This window comes from Intestinimonas massiliensis (ex Afouda et al. 2020) (assembly GCF_900626285.1).
Lineage (GTDB): Bacteria > Bacillota > Clostridia > Oscillospirales > Oscillospiraceae > Flavonifractor > Flavonifractor massiliensis_A.
Map to the genome: position 1 here is coordinate 2,129,895 of NZ_LR131147.1, position 19,425 is coordinate 2,149,319.

The following is a 19,425-nucleotide window of genomic DNA, read 5'->3' on the forward strand; positions in this document are numbered from 1 at the left end:
ACGAATCAAAAAAGAGGCGCTGCATGGCAGCGCCTCTTTTTTATTCCTCTGTCCGCTCCAGCAGCTTCTTGTAGCTGGCGTCGATGGCCAGAGCCCCCAGGGGTGCGGTGACCAGGATGGCGATGACCGCCACGGTGAGCACCACCTGCCCGCAGCTCAGACCCATGGCCAGGGGCACGCCGCCGATGGCGGCCTGGACGGTGGCCTTGGGCAGGTAGGCCAGCACGGCGAAGAGCCGCTCCTTTTTGGTGAGCCTGCTCCCCGCCACGCAGAGGAGCACACCCAGGGCCCGGAAGCACAGCACCCCCAGCACGGTGGCCACGGCGGCCAGTCCGGCGGCAGCGGCGTAGCTCAGGTCCACCTCGGCGCCCACCAGAACAAAGAGCATGACCTCCGCCCACACCCACAGCTTGCCGAACTTGGCGGTGAGCCGGTCGGCCACCACCGGACGCCACCGGCGCAGACCCAGGCCCATACCCAGCACCGCCAGCAGGCCGGAGAAGGGCACCGGGATCACGTCCTCCAGGGCCACCAGCAGAAAGGCCAGGGCCAGCAGGATGACCACCTTCACCGAATCCCGCATGTGGAGCCCTTCAAAGAACCTGGCCAGCAGGAGGCCCACCACCAGGCCCAAGGCCGCCCCCAGGACGATGGACACCGGCACTCCCGCCAGGGCGGCAGGGGAGAAGGAGCCCCCCTGGGCCATGGAGGTAAAGGAGGTGAACAGGACGATGACGAACACGTCGTCCACCGAGGCCCCCGCCAGAATCATCTGGGGGATGCCCTTGTCGGTCCCGTATCCCTCGCTCATGAGCTTGAGCATCCGGGGCACGATGACGGCGGGGGACACTGCCCCCACCACCGCCCCCATGATGGCGGCGTCCAGCAGGCTCACCCCCAGCAGCCGGGGGGCCAGCACCACCATGCCCAGCACCTCAAAGCTGGCGGGCACGAAGCACATGAGCACCGCCGGCCGGCCCGCCCGGCGCAGGTCGTCCAGCTCCAGGCTCAGGCCCGCCCGGGCCAGAATGATGATGAGGGCCAGCTGCCGCAGGTCGGCGGAGATGTTCAGCAGGTCGGGGGACAGCAGGTTGAGGACACATGGCCCCAGCAGGATGCCGGCCGCCAGCATCCCCACCAGGGGCGGCAGGCGGACCAGGCGGGCCAGGGCTCCCAGCCCCAGGCCCAGCAGCAGGACATAGGCGATACTTGTTAACATAACTTTCTTCCTCTCCGGGGGCGAAGCGTAAAAAAATACTGATGCCCCCTGCAAAATCTGCAGAAGTCATCAGCCAACCGGCGGTTCGGGCAAACGCCCCGGGAGGACCTCATCCCCGTATTCCTCGGGCAGTATACCACAGCCCTCGCCCCTTGTCAACGGGTCAAAAAGGGGGTATGATAAGAAAAACAGCAACAGGAGGCCCCTATGATCTTCGACACCCACGCCCATTACTATGACGACGCCTTTGACGCCGACCGGGACGCCCTGCTGTCCGCCCTGCCGGAGCAGGGGGTGGACCTGGTGGTCTGTCCCGGCTGCGACCTGGACAGCTCCCGGCAGTCCATGGCCCTGGCGGAGCGGTACGATTACCTCTACTTTGCCGCCGGGCTCCACCCGGAGAACCTGGAGGGGGCGGCCCTTTCCGACCTGGACCAGGTGAAGGCCCTGTGCGCCCATCCCAAGTGCGTGGCGGTAGGGGAGATCGGCCTGGACTACTACTGGGTCAAGACACCGGAGGACCGGGCCAACTCCCGGGACTTCTTCGACGCCCAGCTCTCCCTGGCGGAGGAGCTGGATCTGCCCGCCATCGTCCATGACCGGGACGCCCACAGGGACTGCATGGACCTGGTACGGGCCCACCCCAGGGCCCGGGGGGTGTTCCACTGCTACTCGGGCAGCATCGAGGACGCCAAGGTGCTGGTGAACAAGGGCTGGATGCTCTCCTTCACCGGCAACATCACCTTCCGCAACGCCCGGCGGGCGCCGGAGATCATCCGCTGGCTGCCCATGGAGCGCCTCATGCTGGAGACCGACGCCCCCTATATGGCCCCAGAGCCCTATCGGGGCCGCCGGTGCGACTCCTCCCTCATCCCCCTCATGGCTCAGACGGTGGCCCAGCTGAAAGGGCTGACCACCGAGGAAGTCCTGCGCATCACCCTGGAAAACGGCAAGCGGTTTTTTGCCATCCAATAAAGGAGGTATTTTACACATGGAGACCATTTCCTATGAATACGAGGGCGCGCTTTATGTCAACCTGACCAACAAGTGTGACTGCTCCTGCGTATTCTGCCTGCGGCACAACGGCCACAAGGGGTCCATCTATGCCGACGACCTGTGGCTGGAGCACGAGCCCACCCGGGAGGAGGCTCTGGAGAACCTGCTCTCCCGGGACTACTCCAAATACCGGGAGCTGGTGTTCTGCGGCTTCGGGGAGCCCATGTACCGCACCGACGACATCCTGTGGCTGGTGGATCAGCTGAAGGCGAAGGTGCCCAACCTGCCCCCGGTGCGCATCAACACCAACGGCCACGCCAACGCCATTCTGGGCCGGGACGTGACCCCCGAGCTGAAGGGCCGCATTGACACCATCTCCATCTCCCTCAACGGCTCCACGCCGGAGGAGTACTGCGCCGTCACCCGGCCCCGCAGCGGGACCAAGGCCTGGGACGACATGCTGGACTTTGCCGGAAAGTGCCGGGCCTATGTGCCCCACGTGGTGATGACCATTGTGGATAAGGACAAGACGGAGGAGGACATCGCCCGCTGCCGTGCTATCACGGAGAAGCTGGGGGTCACCCTCCGCATCCGGGCCTACATCCCCGACTGATTGTCAAGAAAAGGCCGCCGCCTGTTTTCCAGCAGGCGGCGGCTTTTTTTACCCTTTTTTCTCGGCCAGCTCCGCTCTCCGGTGCTCCAGAATGCGGGGGAAGCGCCAGAGGAACATGCTGCCGGTGGTGATGGCGGCGGCAATGTCGGCCACCGGCTCGGCCAGGAACACGGCGAACACCTGATCGCTGAAGATGTGGGGGAGAATCAGGATCAGGGGAATGAGCAGGATGATCTTCCGCAGCAGGGCCAGGAAGAGGGACACCTTGGCCTGCCCCAGGGCCACGAAGCTCTGCTGGCAGGAGGTCTGGATGCCCAGAATGAACATGCCCCCGGCGTACACCCGCAGAGCCCACACCGCTGTCTCCACCAGCTCCGGCTTGTCGTTGAACAATCCCACGAACAGGCCGGGGAAGAGCTCAAGTGCGGCGCAGGCGGCGCAGCTGAAGGTGAGGGCGCAGGTGACCAGCAGGCGGCAGGCCTTCTTCACCCGGTCCAGCTGGCCGGAGCCGTAATTGAAGCCGATAATGGGCTGTGCCCCCTGGGCGAGGCCCTGGAGCAGCAGGAAGAAGATCTGCATGACACTGGAGCAGATGGTCATGGCTCCCACGGCGGGGTTGCCGCCGTAGGCCTTCAGGGAGGAGTTGAAGGCGATGTTCACCAGGCTCTCGGTGGAGTTCATGATGAAGGGGGACACACCCAGGGCCAGCACCGGAGCCAGCACCCTGAAGTTGACCCGGAAGAACCGTCTCTGGAGTTTCAGCTTGGTGCGCTTGCCGGTGAGGAAACGGACCACCCACACCGCGGACACCGCCTGGGCGGTAATGGTGGCCAGGGCCGCGCCCTTCACCCCCATGTTGAAGCCGAAGATCAGGATGGGGTCCAGCACGATGTTGGTCACCGCGCCGATGAGCACCGTGGCCATGGACATGGTGGAAAAGCCCTGGGCGGTGATGAAGAAGTTGAGGCCCAGGGAGAGCTCCACAAAAATACTGCCCCACAGATAGATGGTGAGATAGTCGCTGGCGTAACCGATGGTCTCCGGCGTGGCGCCGAACAGCAGGAGCATGGGCTCCTTCACGACCTGGAAAAATGCCGTGGCCGCCACCGCCAGAACGATGAGCAGCGCGCTACAGCTGCCCAGGATGGCGTTGGCCTGGTCCTCCTTGCCCTCGCCCATGCGCACCACCGCCCGGGAGCCGCCCCCCATACCCACCAGGGAGGAGATGGCGGAGACGAACATGAGCACCGGGAAGCACACACCCAGGCCGGTGAGGGCCAGGTCGCCCACCCCCTCGATGTGGCCGATGTACATCCGGTCCACGATGTTGTACAGGGCATTGACCAGCTGGGCGGTCACCGACGGCACGGCCAGCCGCAGCAGCAGCTTGCCTACCGGATCCCGGCCCAGGTCATTTTCCCGCTTTGCCACCGCTTACTCCTCCTTCTCCAAAAAGTACGTGGCCTCCATGTCCGCCACGCTGAGGGCAAAAGCAAGGGGATACTGCTGGAGCGCCTGGCCCACCAGGCGCTTGTCCTCGTCGCCCGAAAAGCCCATGTGCCAGCGGATGGCCATGGCCTCCTCCCGGGTGAGCCGCAGGAAGCCGGAGAGGATGTACACGCTCTTCTCCCCGTGGCCGTAGGGCAGCTCATCCTTGTAGTAGAAGGTGGGCACCGCCTGCCACTTGCCGTCGGAGCCCTTCACGTTGCGGGAGCCAGCCTGGTAGCAGCCGATCTTGCACACGTCGTGGAGCAGGGCCACCAGGGCAACGCTCTCCTGGGTGTACTCCAGACCGTACAGCTCCCTCACCCGCTCCCGCTCCAGGTAGGCGCTCAGGCACTGATAGACGTTGACGCTGTGCTGACACAGGCCGCCTGCGTAGGCCCCGTGAAACCGGGCCGAAGCGGGGGCAGTAAAAAAGTCGCTCTTGTGCTCCAGGTAGTCCAGCAGGGCGTCAGCGCCGTCCCGATGGATGTTCTCCCGGTAGATCTGCAGAAATACTTCCTTGGCGTCCATGACCGTTCTCCTCATTTATTTCAGTTTCGATTAAAGTAGAGTATATCACACCTATTCCAGAAAAACCACCCCATGCACCGCTGATTCGTGTTCCGAATAGGATGGCCGGTACAGGAGGTTTCCTATGGAATGGCTTTCACTTTTGGGCGCGGCGGCGGTGTTTGCCGCCGCCTGTAATCTGGACACGGTGCTTCTGGCCATGGGCTGGGCCGTCCGGGGAGTGCGGCCCGGACGGGCCCAGCGGCTGGTCATCGCCGGGCTCACCACCCTCATCACCTGGCTGTCCCTGGCCCTGGGAAAACAGGCCGCGGCGGCGGGGGTGGTTGCCCCTCTGGGCGGGCTGGTGCTGGTGGGCATGGGGCTGTGGTGCGTACTGGACTGGCTGCGCGCCGCCGGCGGCCCCGAGGCCGCCCCCAACGCCCGGGGCTCCAGCCTCTGGGACTGGGTGGCCCTGGCTGCTGCCCTGGCGGTGAACAACGCGGGCATGGGGGTGGCCGCCGGGGTGTCGGGGGTCAGCCCCGGCCTGGCCGCCCTGGCCAATCTGGTGTGTACTCTGGCCGCCCTTCCCCTGGGCCGGGCCCTGGGGGACGGGCTGGCAGGGCGGCTTCTGGGCCGGTTCGCCCTTCCCCTCTCGGGGGTGCTGTTGGTGGCGCTGGGGGTGTGGGAGATCCTGAACCCCTGAGTGTATTTTCAGGTGCAAAAACGCCGGGGCCGTGGTACAATACTCCCAAAGGATGTGATATACCATGACCATGACGCTGCTGGAGCGACTGGGCGGCCGCCGGGCCATTGCGCAGGGCGTGGAGGATGTGTTCCGCCGGCTCTCCCGCCATCCCCACCCCTCCCACGGGGAGGCTCTCACCAGTGAGGACTATACCGCCTTCCTGCGGGAACGGCTGGGCGGCCTGCCCCTGCGGGACGGGGCGGGCAATCTGCTGTGCCGTCTGCCCGCCTGCCACGGCCGGGAGGGGCGGCCCCGGCTCATTCTCCAGGGCCACATGGATATGGTGTGCGCCGCCGCCGGAGACTTCCGGCCGGAGACAGACCCGGTGACCATTGTGGTAAAGGACGGCTTCCTCCGCAGCGACGGCCGCTCCTCCCTGGGGGCGGACAACGGCCTGGGCAACGCGGCGGTGCTGTGGCTGCTGTCCACCGGCCAGGTGGCCCACGGGCCCCTGACCCTGCTGTTCACCACCGCGGAGGAGGTGGGCCTGGCGGGGGCCAAGGAGGTGGACCCGGCCTGGCTGGCCGACGGCGGCTGCCTGCTGAACACCGACGGCTTCCACCTGGGCCGGGCCATTGTGGGCTCCGCCGGAGGGCGGCGGGAGACCTGGACCCGGCACCTGGAGACCGAGCCCGCCCCCGATCTGCCCGCCTGGCGCATCACCCTCACCGGCGGGCTGGGAGGGCACTCGGGGGACGACATCCACCGGGGGCGGGGCAACCCCATCCGGCTGCTGGCCGGATATCTGGCGGGCCTGCCCGGCGGGCGGATCGCCGGCCTGTCCGGCGGACTGGCCCACAACGCCATTCCCGCTCAGGCGGAGGCGGTGGTCTTTGCCCCCAGGGAGCCCGATCTGACCCTGCTCCGGGACGCGCTGGAGCTGTATCGGGAGACCGACCCCGGCCTGCTGGCCGGCTGTGTCCCCATCCAGGGGCCGGAAACGGTATGGACCGCCTCCTTCCAGGCCCACACCCTGGCCTTCCTCAACGGCCTGTACCACGGGGTGTACGCCATGGATCCGGCCTTCCCCGGAGTGGTGGGGGCCTCCGCCAATCTGGGCCGGGCAGATGCGGAGGGCGGCGTCTTCCGGGTGTGCACCTTCCTCCGGGCCGCCCATCAGACGGATGAGAAGGAGCTGGCCGCCCGGCACGAGGCCCTGGCCAAGGCCCACGGCTTTACCGGCACTGTCACCGGCTACCCCGGCTGGCCGGGGGACCGGAACAACCCCCTGGCGGCCACCATGGACCAGGTTTGGCGGGCCCAGACCGGCCACAGCCTGGAGATCAGCGCGGTCCACGTGGGGCTGGAGCCCTCCATCTTCCAGGCCAAGGCCCCGGGGCTGGTGATGGCCAGCACCGGGCCGGACATTCTGGACGCCCACTCGGTGGATGAGCGGGCCCCCCTGGACACCATCCCCGACTATGTGCTGCTGCTGGCGGGCACCCTGGAGGCTCTGTGACAAGCAAGGACCGGACGGCTCAGGCCGTCCGGTCCTTTTTTATCCTACGCCGCCTTACGCCGCGGCAAAGTCCTCCAGCTCGGCCAGCGCCTCCCGCTCGTTGTCTCCGGAGCAGCAGAAGCGGCCCGCCTGGTCGTAGACCTCCACATGTCCATGTACATACCGGATCTCATAGTTCATCGTTCAGCGCTCCTTTCCGCTTGTTCTGGATACAGAATAGCAGAGGCGCTGTCCAATAAACCGGACTATTCTTGCAGATCCGCCAGGAACTGCTCCCACTCCTCCGGGTGGTCCACAAAGGACTTGGGGCAGATCTTGCCCGTCACGTCGTAGTGGCGGATGACCTGGCTGGTGTCCAGGCCGTAGTAGTCCATCAGCCAGCGGGTGAGTTTCACCAGGGAATCGTAGGTGGCCTGGTTGAATTCCCCGGTGTCGTCGGGGTGGCAGCACTCGATGGAGATGGTGTCCTCATTGCGCTGGTTGGAGCAGTAGGCGATCTCGTCCAGGGGGACGTTCTGGAGGATCTCCCCGTCCAGCCCCACCAGGAAGTGGCTGGAGGCGTAGGTCTCCCCGGTCCGGGCCAGGTTCTCGAAGTAGCTGTGGTTCTGCTCCGCCGTGGTACCCGGATTGCCCACGTAGTGGATGACAATGCCGTTGACCTGCTCCAGGGCGATGCCCGGCCGGGAGTAGGGGTTGACGGGCAGCAGGTCCACGGTAATCCAGTCGGGCACATCCTGGGGGGCCTCCTTCTGCCGGGGGGCGAAGGGGTCCATCCACTTGACGACAGCCAGTACCGCCACCAGCACCACCAGAACGGGGAGCAGGGGGAACCGCCGGCGGCTGCGTTTTCTCCTCCGGCGGCGGGTGGGTGTGGTCTGTGCGGGCATGGCTGGGACCTCCTTGGTTTTTGAGTTCCTGTCTATTATAGCAGGATTCGACCCCATCGTCTCTTACAGATTTCTTACGTTAAAAGAGACAGCCCCCGCGCCTGCGGCGCGGGGGCTGTGTTCATTCCGTCTGTGCCAGGGCCTGGTCGTAGGCGTCCTTCACCTGCTGGGAGAAGCAGACGAAGATCACCTGCTCCACCTGGGGGTGGTCCGCCAGAAAGTCCCGGACGGCCCTGACTGCGATGGGGGCGGCCAGCTCCAGGGGGAAGCGGTACACTCCCGTGGAGATGGAGGGGAAGGCCACGGTCTTGCAGCCGTACTCCGCCGCCAGCTCCAGGCAGCTGCGGTAGCTGGAGGCCAGCAGCTCCCGCTCCCCGCTGCTGCCACCCTTCCAGATAGGGCCGGGGGTGTGAATCACGTATTTTGCGGGCAGTTTATAACCCTTTGTAATCTTGGCCTGGCCGGTCTCGCAGCCGTGGAGGGTGCGGCACTCGGCCAGCAGCTCCGGTCCCGCCGCCCGGTGGATGGCGCCATCCACTCCGCCGCCTCCCAGCAGTGTGCGGTTGGCGGCGTTGACGATGGCATCCGCCGCTACCCGGGTGATGTCCCCCAGCATGGTCTCGATCTTACTCATCGTCTGTTTCCTCGTCCTCAGGCTGATCCGCTTCCGGCTGCTCCCTGGCCTCGGCCTCCACCGCCTGGTAGGAGGCGGGGGGCTGCACGGCGTCGGGGTTGGTGAACACCAGCTCAAAGTCGGCGGCGTCCATGTTCTCATACTTCAGCAGGTAGTCGGCCACAAAGTCCAGTTCCTTCCGCCGGGCGGTCAGGATCTGCTGACAGCGGGCGTAGGCGCTGTCGATGAGGGACTTGATCTCCTCGTCGATAAGGGCGGCCACCTCTTCCGAGTAGTTCTTGGTCTGGGCCATGGACCGGCCGATGAACACCTCGTCATGGCCGGAGTCGAACACCACGTTGCCCAGCCGGTCGCTCATGCCGTAGCGGGTGACCATGTTCCGGGCAATGGAGCTGGCCTTCTGCAGGTCGCTGCCCGCACCGGTGGAGATGTCGCCCAGGGCCATCTGCTCGGCAGCCCGGCCGCCCAGGCAGACGGCGATGCGCTCGGTGAGCTGCCGCTTGGACTGGAAGGTCACGTCCTCCTGGGGCAGGGAGATGGTCATGCCGCCCGCCATGCCCCGGGGGATAATGGTGATCTGATGCACCGGGTCCTGGGTGTCCAGGTCGTGGATCACGATGGCGTGGCCCGCCTCGTGGTAGGCGGTGAGCTTCCGCTCCCGCTCGATGACCACCCGGCTCTTCTTCTCCGGACCGGCGATGACCTTGATGACGGCCTCGTTCAGGTCCTTCATGGCGATGAACCGGTGGTGCTGCCGGGCGGCCAGCAGGGCCGCCTCGTTCATCAGGTTCTCCAGATCGGCGCCGGTAAAGCCGCCGGTGCCCTTGGCCAGCTCCGCCAGGGACACGTCGTCCCCCAGGGGCTTGTTGCGGGCGTGGACCTTCAGAATGGCCTCCCGGCCCTTGATGTCGGGATAGCCCACGTACACCTGCCGGTCGAACCGGCCGGGACGCAGCAGGGCGGGGTCCAGGATATCCTGCCGGTTGGTGGCCGCCATGACCACCACGCCCTCGTTGTTGCCGAAGCCGTCCATCTCAACCAGCAGCTGGTTCAGGGTCTGCTCCCGCTCGTCATGGCCACCGCCCAGGCCGGCGCCTCTCTGGCGGCCCACGGCGTCGATCTCGTCGATAAACACGATGGCAGGGGCGTTCTTCTTGGCCTGGTCGAACAGGTCCCGGACCCGGCTGGCGCCCACGCCCACATACAACTCCACAAAGTCGGAGCCGGAGATGGACAGGAAGTGGACCCCCGCCTCGCCGGCCACAGCCTTGGCCAGCAGGGTCTTGCCGGTGCCCGGAGGGCCCACCAGCAGCACGCCCTTGGGGATGCGGGCGCCCAGCTCCAGGTAGCGCTTGGGGTCCCGGAGGAACTCCACGATCTCCTGCAGCTCCTCCTTCTCCTCCTCGGCCCCGGCCACGTCGTCAAAGGTGACCTTCTTCTGCTCGTCGGCGCCGGTGCGGGTACGGGCCCGGCCAAACCGGGCGGTGCGGTCCACGCCGCCTCCTCCGCCACCGCCGCCGGCCTGCCGCAGGAACATGAAATACCACAGCAGGCCGAATACCACCAGAATGGCCACCCAGGGCAGGTAGGCCGTCACCCAATAGGGGGGCTCCCAGGCCTTGGGGTAGTCGTAGTCGGAGATGATCCCCAGCCGCTGCTGCTCCACGATGGTGTCGTTGAAGTCGTCATAGAACCACTGGGGGTTGCCCACGTCGTAGCGCACCGTGGCCTGACCGTCCACCGGCTCCTTCAGCCAGAGGGTCAGGGTCCCGTCATCCTGGAGGGACACCTGGGACACCTGCTGTTCCTCCAGCAGGCGGCGGATCTGGCCGTAGGTGACCTCCTCCTGGCCGTCCAGCCCGCCCCGCAGGGCGAACATGGTGAGCACCAGGATCAGCGCGATGAGCAGGTAAAAGCCCACATCGCGTAAGCTTCCGTTTCGTTTCAAAAAATGGCCACATCCTTTCCGGGCAAGATCTGCCGGTGATTACCCGCCGTACACGGAGGGCTTGAGCACCCCGATATAGGGCAGGTTGCGGTATTTTTCCGCGTAGTCCAGCCCGTAGCCCACCACGAAGTAGTCGGGGATGGAGAAGCCGGAGTAGCTGACCGTCACTTCCTTGGTGCGGCGGGAGGGCTTATCCAGCAGGGTGCACAGCCGCACGGAGGCGGGCTTCCTGGCCTGGAGCAGCTGGAGCAGATAGCTCAGGGTGTTGCCGCTGTCCAGAATGTCCTCCACTACGATCACGTCCTTGCCCTCGATGTGCTCGGACAGGTCCTTGATGATCTTCACCTGGCCGGAGCTGGAGGTGCCCGCCCCATAAGAGGACACCGCCATAAAGTCCACCGTGCAGGGCAGGGTGATCTGCCGCACCAGGTCGGCCATGAATACAAAGGAGCCCCGCAGCACGCTGACCAGCAGCGGCTCCTTCCCGGCGTAGTCCCGGTCGATCTCGGCGGCGATCTCCGCCACCCGGTTCTTCAGTTCCTCCTCGGAGAAGAGGACCCGCTCCACGTCCTTGTCCAGAATGTGTTCCATACCTTGTCTCCTCACTCTTTTTTCCAAAAAATCAGTTCATAGGCGCTCTGCCCCGGCTGGGCCAGGCGGCTCTTGTCCGGGCCGAAGCCCGCCACCGCCAGCACCCCCCGGCCGTCGGCCAGGATGGGTACCCGTTCCCGTTCCCGGCGGGGCACTTTTTCGTCGATGAACAATTTTTTTACGGTCTTGGTCCCGCCCCGGCGGGGCAGGGCGATTTCATCCCCGGTCTGCCGGGGACGGAGCACCAGCGGCTCCTCCAGGCCCGCCCGGGCCAGGTAGAAGGCCCCGGGGACCTCTTCGCCCGCAGGCGGACAGTCTGCCGCCCGGCAGCTGCACCGCCAGGGCGTCCCCTCCGGCGCCGTCTCCCCCTCCAGGTTCAGGGGGGTGGGGACGAAGGGGGGCAGGGGGTCGGACTGGGTGGTGAACAGCAGGTCCTTGTACACCCGCTGCACCAGCCGCCCATTGGGCAGGAAGGCCACTGCCGACGGGTCATCCCCCGTTGCCAGGTCCACAATGGCCTTCAGATGGGCGGCGGAGCAGTCGGTGTTGCCGTCCCCCATCATCTCCAGCATCCGCCGGGCCGCCCGGGGGGCGATGGCGGCGGGGAGCTGGGCGATATACTTTGCCTCGATCACCAGGTCGTCCTCCGCCCAGCGGGCGTGGGAACAGGCCGCGGCGGCCTGGGCGTTCATATAGTCGTTGTCGGCCCGGAGATACCCCATGGTCTCCGCCGCGCTCTCGGTGAGCCGGGGGTTGAGCTGCCGCAGCACCGGCACCACCTGATGGCGGATGCGGTTGCGGGCGTAGCTGTCGTCGGAATTGGTGCAGTCCTCCACATGGCCCAGCCCGTGTTCGGCCAGATAGGCCTCGATGGCCGCCCGGGAGGTGGTGAGCAGAGGCCGGACGACCGCGCCCCGCCGGGGCGGGATGCCTGCCAGGCCGTGGAGCCCGGCCCCCCGCACCAGGTGGAGCAGCAGGGTCTCCAGATTGTCGTCGGCGTTGTGGGCGGTGGCGATGCGGTCACAGCCCAGCTGTTCCGCCGTCCGGCGGAGGAACTCATACCGCAGCTGGCGGCCGGTCTCCTCCACTCCCAGGCCAAGGCGCTCCGCCTCGCCGTACACGTCCCCCCGCTCCACCACGCAGGGGATGTTCCGCTCCTTGCAGAAATGTTCCACAAAGGCGGCGTCGGAATCGGCGGCCTCGCCCCGCATCCCGTGGTGGTAGTGGGCGGCGGCCACGGTGAAGCCCCCCTCCGCCGACAGGCTGTGGAGCAGGTGGAGCAGGCAGATGGAATCCGCCCCGCCGGACACGGCGCACAGCACCCTGCCGCCCCGGGGGAGCATATCGTATTCCGTTGTCAGGGCTCTGACGGTCTCCAGCATAGGTTCTCCTTAATACTCACTGTGTCTCCGGTCGATGGAGGAGAAGGTGGTGTACTCGGGCAGCCACTGCAGCTCCACCGTCCGGGTCTCGCCGTGGCGGTTTTTGGCGATGATGCACTCGGCCAGGTTGTGGTTCTCGCTGTCCTCATTATAATAGTCGTCCCGGTAGAGGAACATGACGATATCGGCATCCTGCTCGATGGCGCCCGATTCACGCAGGTCGGACAGCATGGGCCGCTTGTCCGACCGGCTCTCGGGACCACGGGACAGCTGGGACAGACAGACCACCGGCACGTTCAGGTCCTTGGCCATGATCTTCAGGGCCCGGGAGATGTCGGACACGATCTGCTGCCGGTTGTCGCCGCTGCGCTGGGGGCCGCCGGCGGAGGTCATCAGCTGCAGGTAGTCGATGACCACCAGCCCCAGGTTGTCCACCCGGCGGCACTTGGCGTTCATGTCGGCCACGCTGAGAGACGGGTTGTCGTCGATCAGGATCTGGGTCTGGTTCAGGGCGGCGGAGGCGGCGGCGATCTTGGTCCAGTCCTCCTCCCCCAGGTTGCCGGTGACCAACTTTTTGTTGTCCACAAAGGATTCGCTGGAGATGAGGCGCATGGCCAGCTGCTCCCGGCTCATTTCCAGGGAAAAGAACACCACCGTTTTGCCGGAGAATTTACCGGCGTGGAGCAGCAGGTTGAGGGCGAAGGAGGTCTTGCCCATGCCGGGCCGGGCGGCCAGTAGGATCAGGTCGGACTTGTTCAGGCCGGAGATGGCAGCGTCCACGTCGGGCAGGCCGGTACTCAGGCCGGGTACCGCCTGGCCGCTGGCGGCCAGCTCGTTCAGCCGCTCATAGACGTTCAGGATCACGCTGGAGATGTGGGTCAGGCCCTGGGCGGCCCGCCCCTGCCGGATGGCGTAGATCCGCTGCTCGGCGATGTCCAGCACCGTCTGGGCGGTGTCCGCCCCTCCCTGCACCAGGGCGGTCAGCTCCCCCGCCGTCTCGGCAATGCGCCGCAGCAGGGCTTTGTCCTTAACAATGGTGACATATTCCTTCACATTGGCTGCCGTGGGGGTGATCTCCATCAGCTGCAGGATGTAGTTCCGGGACGTGTTCTCGTCGTACACCCCGTTCTGCTTCATGTGATCCAGCACCGTCACCGGGTCGATGGTGAGGGAAAAGTTGAACATGGAATAGATGGTCTCGTAGATCTCCCGGTTGGTGCGCAGGTAGAAGTCATCCGGCTTCAGTTCCTCGATGACCTCGGGCACACACCGGGCGTCAATGAGCATGGAGCCCAGCACGCTCTGCTCGGCCTCCACGCTGTGGGGCATCTGCCGCAGCAGCAGCTCCTCTTCCGTTGCCATACGCTCCACCTCCCTGGTGTGCGGGCCGATGGGGACATCGGCCCCTGCATGCTTTTACTGTTCGGCCACGACCACCTTCAGGGTGCCGGTGACCTCGTAGCCCAGCTTCACCTTCAGCTCGTAGGTGCCGAAGGCCTTGATGGGCTCGTCCTGGACGATCTTGGTCTTCTGGATGTTGATGCCGTGCTGGGCGTTCAGGGCATCGGCGATCTCCTTGGAGGTGACGGCGCCGAACAGACGGCCCCCGTTGCCCCCCTTGGCCACTACCTTCACGCTCAGCTCCTTCAGCTTGGCGGCGGTGGCCTCGGCCTCCGCCTTCTCGGCGGCCTCCTGGGCCTTCTTGGCCTTCTCCTGCATCTTCATGGTGTTGATGTTCTCAGCGGTGGCCGGCACAGCCAGCTTGCGGGGCAGAAGGAAATTGCGGGCATAGCCGTCGCTGGCCTCGATGAGCTGGCCCTTCTTGCCCTGGCCCTTCACGTCCTGCTGTAAAATCACTTTCATGGTTATTCGATCCTTTCTTTGGGTTGGTTAGTCATTTTCAAGATATTGGTCAATGGCCTGGAGCAGCATCCGGGTCACCTCGTCCACAGTCTTGCCGGACACCTGGGCCCCGGCGGTGGCGGCGTTGCCGCCGCCCCCCAGCTTCTCCAGCACCACCTGGACGTTCACGTCTCCCATGCTGCGGGCGGACAGGATCACCCGGCCCTCGGCGTCGGGAAACAGCACGAAGGAGGTGTCGATGCCCGAGATGTTCAGCAGCTCGTCGGCGGCCTGGGCGGCGGTGATGCGCCCCACGGTGTGGTCCACCCGGGCGACGGCGATGCCCGCCTTGTACATCTTGGCGTTCTGGATGATGTCGTACTTGGCGATGGTGCCCTCCAGGTCGTTCTGGAACAGCTTCTTCACGTCGCCGGTGTCGGCACCGCTTCTCCGCAGGAAGGCCGCCGCCTCAAAGGTGCGGCTGCCGGTGCGCATGGTGAACTGCTTGGTGTCCAGGGTAATGCCCGCCAGCAGGGCCTCCGCCTCGATCTTCAGCAGGTCCGCCGGCTCCAGCAGGTACTGCAGCAGCTCGGTGACCAGCTCGCTGGCGGAGGAGGCATAGGGCTCGTGGAAGTTGAGGGCGGCGTCGGCGATATAGGAGGACGCCCGGCGGTGGTGGTCGATGACCGCCACCTTGTGGACCGCCTCCAGCAGGTCCTGGCTCACCACCTGCTCCGGCCGGTTGGTGTCCACCACCACCAGCAGGCAGTTGGCGTCGGCCAGCAGGATGGCGTCCTGGGGGGAGACGAACACGTCCTTGTACTCGGGCACCTGGGCCAGCCGGTCGCACATCTCGCTGGCCGGGTTCACCCCCGGCTCCCGCACGATGTGGACGGGGGCGCCCTTCTTCCGGGCCATGGCGCACACACCGGAGGCGGCGCCGATGCAGTCCAGGTCGGGGTACTTGTGGCCCATGACAAACACCGTGGAGGCAGAGGCCATCAGCTCGCCCAGGGCGTTGGCCATCACCCGGCTCTTCACTTTGGTGCGTTTCTCCAGCTCCTTGGTGCGGCCGCCGAAGAACTCGAAGTTGAACTTGTTCTTCACCACCACCTGGTCGCCGCCCCGGCTCAGGGCCATCTCCACCGACAGGGCGGCGAACTGGAACAGCTCGCCCAGGCTGTCGGCGTCCTTGCCGATGCCGATGGACAGGGTGGCCTGGATGCCGGAGGGGCTGGTCACCTGCCGGACGCTGTCCAGCACGGCGTACTTGCCCTCCTGGAACTGGGCCAGGAATTTTTCCTCAAACACGAACAGGTAACGGTCCCGCTCGTACCGGATGAACACGCCCTGAGCGGGGGCCACCCACTGAGCAAGCCTCTCGTCGATCTCACTGCGCATGGCGGATTTGGCGTTGTCGGTGGCGCCCTTCATCAGTTCCTCGTAGTTGTCCACCGTCAGGATGGCAACCACCGGGCGGCTGGAGTAGAACTCATCCCGCACCTGGGCAAAATCGGTGACGTCCACCCAGTAGGTGGTGGCCAGGTAGCCCCGGGCACCCTGCTCCTCCGTGCGGACCAGGTGGCCGTACACCAGGAACCGCCGGTCCCCGATGCGCACCTCGGTGGGGCACTCGGTCTTGCCCTCCATCAGCCAGCGGGAGGAGAAGTCGGGCACCGCCGCGGTGATCTTGGTGTCAAACAGGTGGTCCCGCTCCCCGGTGATCTGGAGAAAGCGGTCGTTGGACCAGATCACCTCGTCGTTCTCCGGCCGGAAGATCACCATGGGCAGCGGGGCATTGACCATGGTGTCCTTGGTGGCTGAATCCATGTTGCAGGTGACGTTCTCAATGTATTTCAGGATTTCCTTCTGGCGCACCGCGCTGCTGCGGCGGAAGTACAGGTAGAGGATAAAGACCACCGTCAGCTGGATCACCGCCACCGGAATGGAGAACAGGGCGGTCACCACGGCAAACAGGATCAAAAACACAAAATACAGTCGAAAACTGGGCTCTACCAGGTGAGATAGTTTATTTTTCCGCATGAGACACCTCCCGGCGGCAGATTGCATAGCGACCCATAATAAGAGATATTATTATATCAAAGAACCCGTCCGAATACAAGGGGCGTCTGTGCCGCCGGAGGCCTGTGTCTCCAAAGCCACAAAAGAGGACGCCGTGAGTAGTCACGGCGTCCTCTTTGCTTATATGGTTTACTCGCCCACCACGGCGGCGCAGCGGTCGCACAGCTCGGCGTGATGTCCCTCGGTGCCGATGTGCTCGTTGTGGTTCCAGCAGCGGGGGCACTTGGGTGCCTCGGACAGCTTGACGGCGATGGTGCAGGGGATCAGGCAGTCCTCATTCTTCTCGCCCTCCACGGCCTCGGTGGTGACGGTGACCTTGGAGACGATGCACAGGCTGGCCAGATCCTCGGCGGCCAGGGCGGCAGCGTCCTCAGCAGACACGGAGATGGTGACCTCGGTATCCTGGGCCTTCTTGAACACGCCGGCATTGCGGGCGTTCTCCAGGGCCTTGTTGACGGCGTCCCGCAGGCTGACCAGCTTGTTCCACCGCGCCTGGGCGGCCTCGTCCAGGGTAAAGGCGGCGTTGTCATCCGGCATGTCGTTGAGGAGCACGCTCTCGGCGTTCACGTCCTTGGCGTGCTTCATGGCGTGCCAGATCTCGTCGGAGGTGAAGGCCAGGATGGGGGCGATGAGGCGGGTCATGCCGTCCAGGATATGGTACAGGGCGGTCTGGGCGGAGCGGCGCTCGGCCTGGTTGCCGCAGTACAGGCGATCCTTGATGATGTCCAGATAGAAGTTGGACATATCCACCACGCAGAAGTTGTACACGGCACGGTAGACCCCGTGGAACTCGTACTTGTCGTAGGCGGCCCGGGCGGTCTTGACCAGCTCGTTGAAGGAGGACAGGGCGAACCGGTCCAGATCCATCAGCTGGTCCACCGGCACCAGGTCGGCATCGGGGTCGAAGTCGCACAGGTTGCCCAGCATATACCGGGCGGTGTTGCGGATCTTCAGGTAGGCCTGGCTCAGCTGCTTCATGATGTCCTTGGAGATGCGCATGTCCTGGGTGTAGTCGGCGGAGGCCACCCACAGCCGCAGCATATCGGCGCCGTACTCCTTGATGACCTCGTCGGGGGAGACGGCGTTGCCCAGGGACTTGTGCATGGCCTTGCCCTCGCCGTCCACGGTCCAGCCGTGGGTGGCGATCTGGTGATAGGGGGCCACGCCGTTGACGGCGATGGAGGTGAGCATGGAGGACTGGAACCAGCCGCGGTACTGGTCGCCGCCCTCCAGGTACAGGTCGGCGGGGTACTTCAGGTAGGGACGCTCGGCGGCCACGGCGGCCCAGGTGGAGCCGGAGTCGAACCACACGTCCATGATGTCGGTCTCTTTGGTGAAGTGGGCCTTGCCGCACTTTGGGCACACGAAGCCCTCGGGCAGCAGATCCTTGGGCTCCTTGTCAAACCAGATGTTGGAGCCGTGCTCCCGGAAGAGCTGGGCCACGTGGGCGATGGTCTCGGGGGTGACGATGTCGGCCCCGCAGTCGTCGCAGTAGAAGATGGGGATGGGCACGCCCCACACGCGCTGACGGGAGATGCACCAGTCGGAGCGCTCGGAGATCATGGAGATCATGCGCTCCTTGCCCCACTCAGGCTTCCACTGGATGGAGTCGCAGGCCTTGACGGCGGCGTCCTTGATGGCGTCCACGGAGCAGAACCACTGCTCGGTGGCACGGTAGATGATGGGGTTCTTGCAGCGCCAGCAGTGGGGGTAGGAGTGGGTGATCTTCTCCTTGGCTACCAGGAACCCCTCCTTCTCCAGGTCCTCCACCACCATGTCGTTGCCCTTGGCGTAGAACTGGCCGTTGTAGCGCTCGTCGGTCATGACGCCCTTGGCGTTGACGGGCACGGGCACGCCGATGTGGGTCAGGCCGGCCTTGTCGTACTGCTGGCAGATCTGGAAGTCCTCGGCGCCGAAGCCGGGGGCGGTGTGGACGCAGCCGGAGCCGGCGTCCAGGGTCACGTGGTCGCCGTTGAGAATCACGCTCTCCCGGTCGAACAGGGGGTGGGTGGCGGTCATCAGCTCAAACTCGGACCCCTTCAGGGTAGCCAGCACCTGGCAGGCGTCATAGTCGATGTGGGCGGCCTTGCACACGCTCTCGGCCAGGTCCTTGGCCAGGATATACACATCCCCATTGGGCACCTGGAGCAGCACGTAGTCGAACTCGGCGTTCAGGCAGATGGCGAAGTTGCCGGGGATGGTCCAGGGGGTGGTGGTCCAGATCACGAAGTAGGTTTTCTTCAGGTCGGTGTACTGGCCCAGCTTGCCCTTGTCGTCCCGGACGGGGAATTTGACAAAGATGGTGGTACAGGGGTCGTCGGCGTACTCGATCTCGGCCTCGGCCAGAGCGGTCTGGTCGGAGGGGCACCAGTACACCGGCTTCATGCCCTTGTAGATGAGGCCCTTCTCGGCCATCTTGCCGAAGACCTCGATCTGCTTGGCCTCAAACTCGGGCAGCAGGGTGATATAGGGGTTCTCCCACTCGCCCAGCACGCCCAGGCGCTGGAACTGCCCGGTCATCTTGGCGATGTAGCCCTCGGCGTACTCCCGGCACTTGGTGCGGAACTGGGCAGTGGTCATCTCGTCCCGCTTCACCTTCTTGTCCTTCAGAACGGCGGACTCGATGGGCAGACCGTGGGTGTCCCAGCCGGGCACATAGGGGGCATAGTGGCCGGTCATGTTCTTGTGCTTGACGATCATGTCCTTCAGGATCTTGTTCAGGGCGGTGCCGATGTGGATGTTGCCGTTGGCATACGGAGGGCCGTCGTGGAGGACGAAGCTGGGCTTGCCCTCGTTGCGGGCAGTCATCTTGTGGTACAGGTCGTGGTCGTACATCTCCTTGAGCATGTCCGGCTCACGCTTGGGCAGCCCCGCCCGCATGGGAAAGTCGGTCTGGGGCAGATGGACGGTCTGGTTGTAATCCATGGGTGGTTCTCCTTCTATCGTAAATTTTTGTTTTTGGGGTAAACAAAAAGCGCCTCCGTCTCCCAAGAGACAAAGGCGCACACCTCTGCGGTACCACTCTCGTTGTC

Annotated in this window: 17 protein-coding genes, 1 riboswitch and 1 other annotated feature (1 of these 19 cut by a window edge); of the genes, 4 read left to right on the forward strand and 13 right to left on the reverse strand. The window is 65.2% G+C overall.

Annotation, left to right across the window (positions count from 1 at the left end; translation table 11 throughout):
- Positions 1-40: 40 nt before the first annotated feature.
- A complete protein-coding gene (locus E0E41_RS10670; protein ID WP_130869887.1) occupies positions 41-1,219 on the reverse strand; it encodes a cation:proton antiporter domain-containing protein in 1,179 nt (392 codons plus the stop codon).
- A 53-nt stretch (positions 1,220-1,272) separates the two neighbouring features.
- Positions 1,273-1,345, reverse strand: a riboswitch (Fluoride riboswitch).
- Positions 1,346-1,426: 81 nt separating this feature from the next.
- Between E0E41_RS10670 and E0E41_RS10675 the strand changes: the two genes are divergently transcribed.
- On the forward strand, positions 1,427-2,194 hold the full coding sequence (locus tag E0E41_RS10675) for a TatD family hydrolase (protein WP_130869888.1): 768 nt from the start codon (positions 1,427-1,429) through the stop codon (positions 2,192-2,194).
- A gap of 16 nt (positions 2,195-2,210) precedes the next feature.
- Complete coding sequence (locus tag E0E41_RS10680; RefSeq protein ID WP_130869889.1) at positions 2,211-2,828, forward strand: TatD family nuclease-associated radical SAM protein; 618 nt, start codon at positions 2,211-2,213, stop codon at positions 2,826-2,828.
- A 48-nt stretch (positions 2,829-2,876) separates the two neighbouring features.
- Here E0E41_RS10680 and E0E41_RS10685 read toward each other — a convergent pair whose 3' ends face one another.
- Positions 2,877-4,259, reverse strand: coding sequence for an MATE family efflux transporter (locus tag E0E41_RS10685; protein ID WP_130869890.1), 1,383 nt, complete (start codon positions 4,257-4,259; stop codon positions 2,877-2,879).
- A 3-nt stretch (positions 4,260-4,262) separates the two neighbouring features.
- Positions 4,263-4,844, reverse strand: coding sequence for an HD domain-containing protein (locus tag E0E41_RS10690; RefSeq protein ID WP_130869891.1), 582 nt, complete (start codon positions 4,842-4,844; stop codon positions 4,263-4,265).
- Between the two features lie 124 nt (positions 4,845-4,968).
- On the opposite strand from E0E41_RS10690, the gene E0E41_RS10695 reads away from it, so the two are divergent.
- Positions 4,969-5,526 (forward strand): sporulation protein, encoded by a 558-nt coding sequence (locus tag E0E41_RS10695; RefSeq protein WP_130869892.1) that lies wholly within the window; start codon positions 4,969-4,971, stop codon positions 5,524-5,526.
- Between the two features lie 64 nt (positions 5,527-5,590).
- Positions 5,591-7,027 (forward strand): M20/M25/M40 family metallo-hydrolase, encoded by a 1,437-nt coding sequence (locus E0E41_RS10700; RefSeq protein ID WP_130869893.1) that lies wholly within the window; start codon positions 5,591-5,593, stop codon positions 7,025-7,027.
- Positions 7,028-7,081: 54 nt separating this feature from the next.
- Here the strand turns inward: E0E41_RS10700 and E0E41_RS19135 are convergent, their stop codons facing one another.
- From E0E41_RS19135 to ileS, 10 genes are all read right to left on the reverse strand, one after another.
- A complete protein-coding gene (locus tag E0E41_RS19135) occupies positions 7,082-7,207 on the reverse strand; it encodes a hypothetical protein (RefSeq protein WP_278045184.1) in 126 nt (41 codons plus the stop codon).
- Positions 7,208-7,272: 65 nt separating this feature from the next.
- On the reverse strand, positions 7,273-7,914 hold the full coding sequence (locus E0E41_RS10705; protein ID WP_130869894.1) for a peptidoglycan recognition protein family protein: 642 nt from the start codon (positions 7,912-7,914) through the stop codon (positions 7,273-7,275).
- A 121-nt stretch (positions 7,915-8,035) separates the two neighbouring features.
- Complete coding sequence (locus tag E0E41_RS10710; RefSeq protein ID WP_130869895.1) at positions 8,036-8,548, reverse strand: O-acetyl-ADP-ribose deacetylase; 513 nt, start codon at positions 8,546-8,548, stop codon at positions 8,036-8,038.
- Positions 8,541-10,496 carry an ATP-dependent zinc metalloprotease FtsH gene (ftsH, locus tag E0E41_RS10715; RefSeq protein WP_368019914.1) on the reverse strand — a complete coding sequence of 652 codons (1,956 nt, stop codon included), beginning with the start codon at positions 10,494-10,496 and terminating at the stop codon, positions 8,541-8,543. Before ftsH ends, E0E41_RS10710 begins: the two co-directional genes overlap by 8 nt.
- Before the next feature lie 39 nt (positions 10,497-10,535).
- Entirely contained in the window at positions 10,536-11,087 is a 552-nt protein-coding gene (hpt, locus tag E0E41_RS10720; protein ID WP_130869896.1) for a hypoxanthine phosphoribosyltransferase, read from the reverse strand.
- A gap of 11 nt (positions 11,088-11,098) precedes the next feature.
- On the reverse strand, positions 11,099-12,469 hold the full coding sequence (gene tilS, locus E0E41_RS10725) for a tRNA lysidine(34) synthetase TilS (protein ID WP_130869897.1): 1,371 nt from the start codon (positions 12,467-12,469) through the stop codon (positions 11,099-11,101).
- Between the two features lie 9 nt (positions 12,470-12,478).
- On the reverse strand, positions 12,479-13,831 hold the full coding sequence (dnaB, locus tag E0E41_RS10730; RefSeq protein ID WP_130869898.1) for a replicative DNA helicase: 1,353 nt from the start codon (positions 13,829-13,831) through the stop codon (positions 12,479-12,481).
- Between the two features lie 54 nt (positions 13,832-13,885).
- Positions 13,886-14,332, reverse strand: coding sequence for a 50S ribosomal protein L9 (gene rplI, locus E0E41_RS10735; protein ID WP_130869899.1), 447 nt, complete (start codon positions 14,330-14,332; stop codon positions 13,886-13,888).
- A gap of 27 nt (positions 14,333-14,359) precedes the next feature.
- Entirely contained in the window at positions 14,360-16,354 is a 1,995-nt protein-coding gene (locus E0E41_RS10740; protein ID WP_130869900.1) for a DHH family phosphoesterase, read from the reverse strand.
- 168 nt (positions 16,355-16,522) lie between these two features.
- On the reverse strand, positions 16,523-19,318 hold the full coding sequence (ileS, locus tag E0E41_RS10745) for an isoleucine--tRNA ligase (RefSeq protein ID WP_130869901.1): 2,796 nt from the start codon (positions 19,316-19,318) through the stop codon (positions 16,523-16,525).
- 62 nt (positions 19,319-19,380) lie between these two features.
- Positions 19,381-19,425, reverse strand: a binding site (T-box leader) (it continues 172 nt past the right edge of the window).

Coding starts and splice junctions, on each gene's coding strand:
- E0E41_RS10670 (WP_130869887.1), bottom strand. CDS start 1,219: ATGTTAACAAGTATCGCCTATGTCCTGCTGCTGGGCCTGGGGCTGGGA.
- E0E41_RS10675 (WP_130869888.1), top strand. CDS start 1,427: ATGATCTTCGACACCCACGCCCATTACTATGACGACGCCTTTGACGCC.
- E0E41_RS10680 (WP_130869889.1), top strand. CDS start 2,211: ATGGAGACCATTTCCTATGAATACGAGGGCGCGCTTTATGTCAACCTG.
- E0E41_RS10690 (WP_130869891.1), bottom strand. CDS start 4,844: ATGGACGCCAAGGAAGTATTTCTGCAGATCTACCGGGAGAACATCCAT.
- E0E41_RS10695 (WP_130869892.1), top strand. CDS start 4,969: ATGGAATGGCTTTCACTTTTGGGCGCGGCGGCGGTGTTTGCCGCCGCC.
- E0E41_RS10700 (WP_130869893.1), top strand. CDS start 5,591: ATGACCATGACGCTGCTGGAGCGACTGGGCGGCCGCCGGGCCATTGCG.
- E0E41_RS19135 (WP_278045184.1), bottom strand. CDS start 7,207: ATGAACTATGAGATCCGGTATGTACATGGACATGTGGAGGTCTACGAC.
- E0E41_RS10705 (WP_130869894.1), bottom strand. CDS start 7,914: ATGCCCGCACAGACCACACCCACCCGCCGCCGGAGGAGAAAACGCAGC.
- E0E41_RS10710 (WP_130869895.1), bottom strand. CDS start 8,548: ATGAGTAAGATCGAGACCATGCTGGGGGACATCACCCGGGTAGCGGCG.
- hpt (WP_130869896.1), bottom strand. CDS start 11,087: ATGGAACACATTCTGGACAAGGACGTGGAGCGGGTCCTCTTCTCCGAG.
- tilS (WP_130869897.1), bottom strand. CDS start 12,469: ATGCTGGAGACCGTCAGAGCCCTGACAACGGAATACGATATGCTCCCC.
- dnaB (WP_130869898.1), bottom strand. CDS start 13,831: ATGGCAACGGAAGAGGAGCTGCTGCTGCGGCAGATGCCCCACAGCGTG.
- rplI (WP_130869899.1), bottom strand. CDS start 14,332: ATGAAAGTGATTTTACAGCAGGACGTGAAGGGCCAGGGCAAGAAGGGC.
- E0E41_RS10740 (WP_130869900.1), bottom strand. CDS start 16,354: ATGCGGAAAAATAAACTATCTCACCTGGTAGAGCCCAGTTTTCGACTG.
- ileS (WP_130869901.1), bottom strand. CDS start 19,318: ATGGATTACAACCAGACCGTCCATCTGCCCCAGACCGACTTTCCCATG.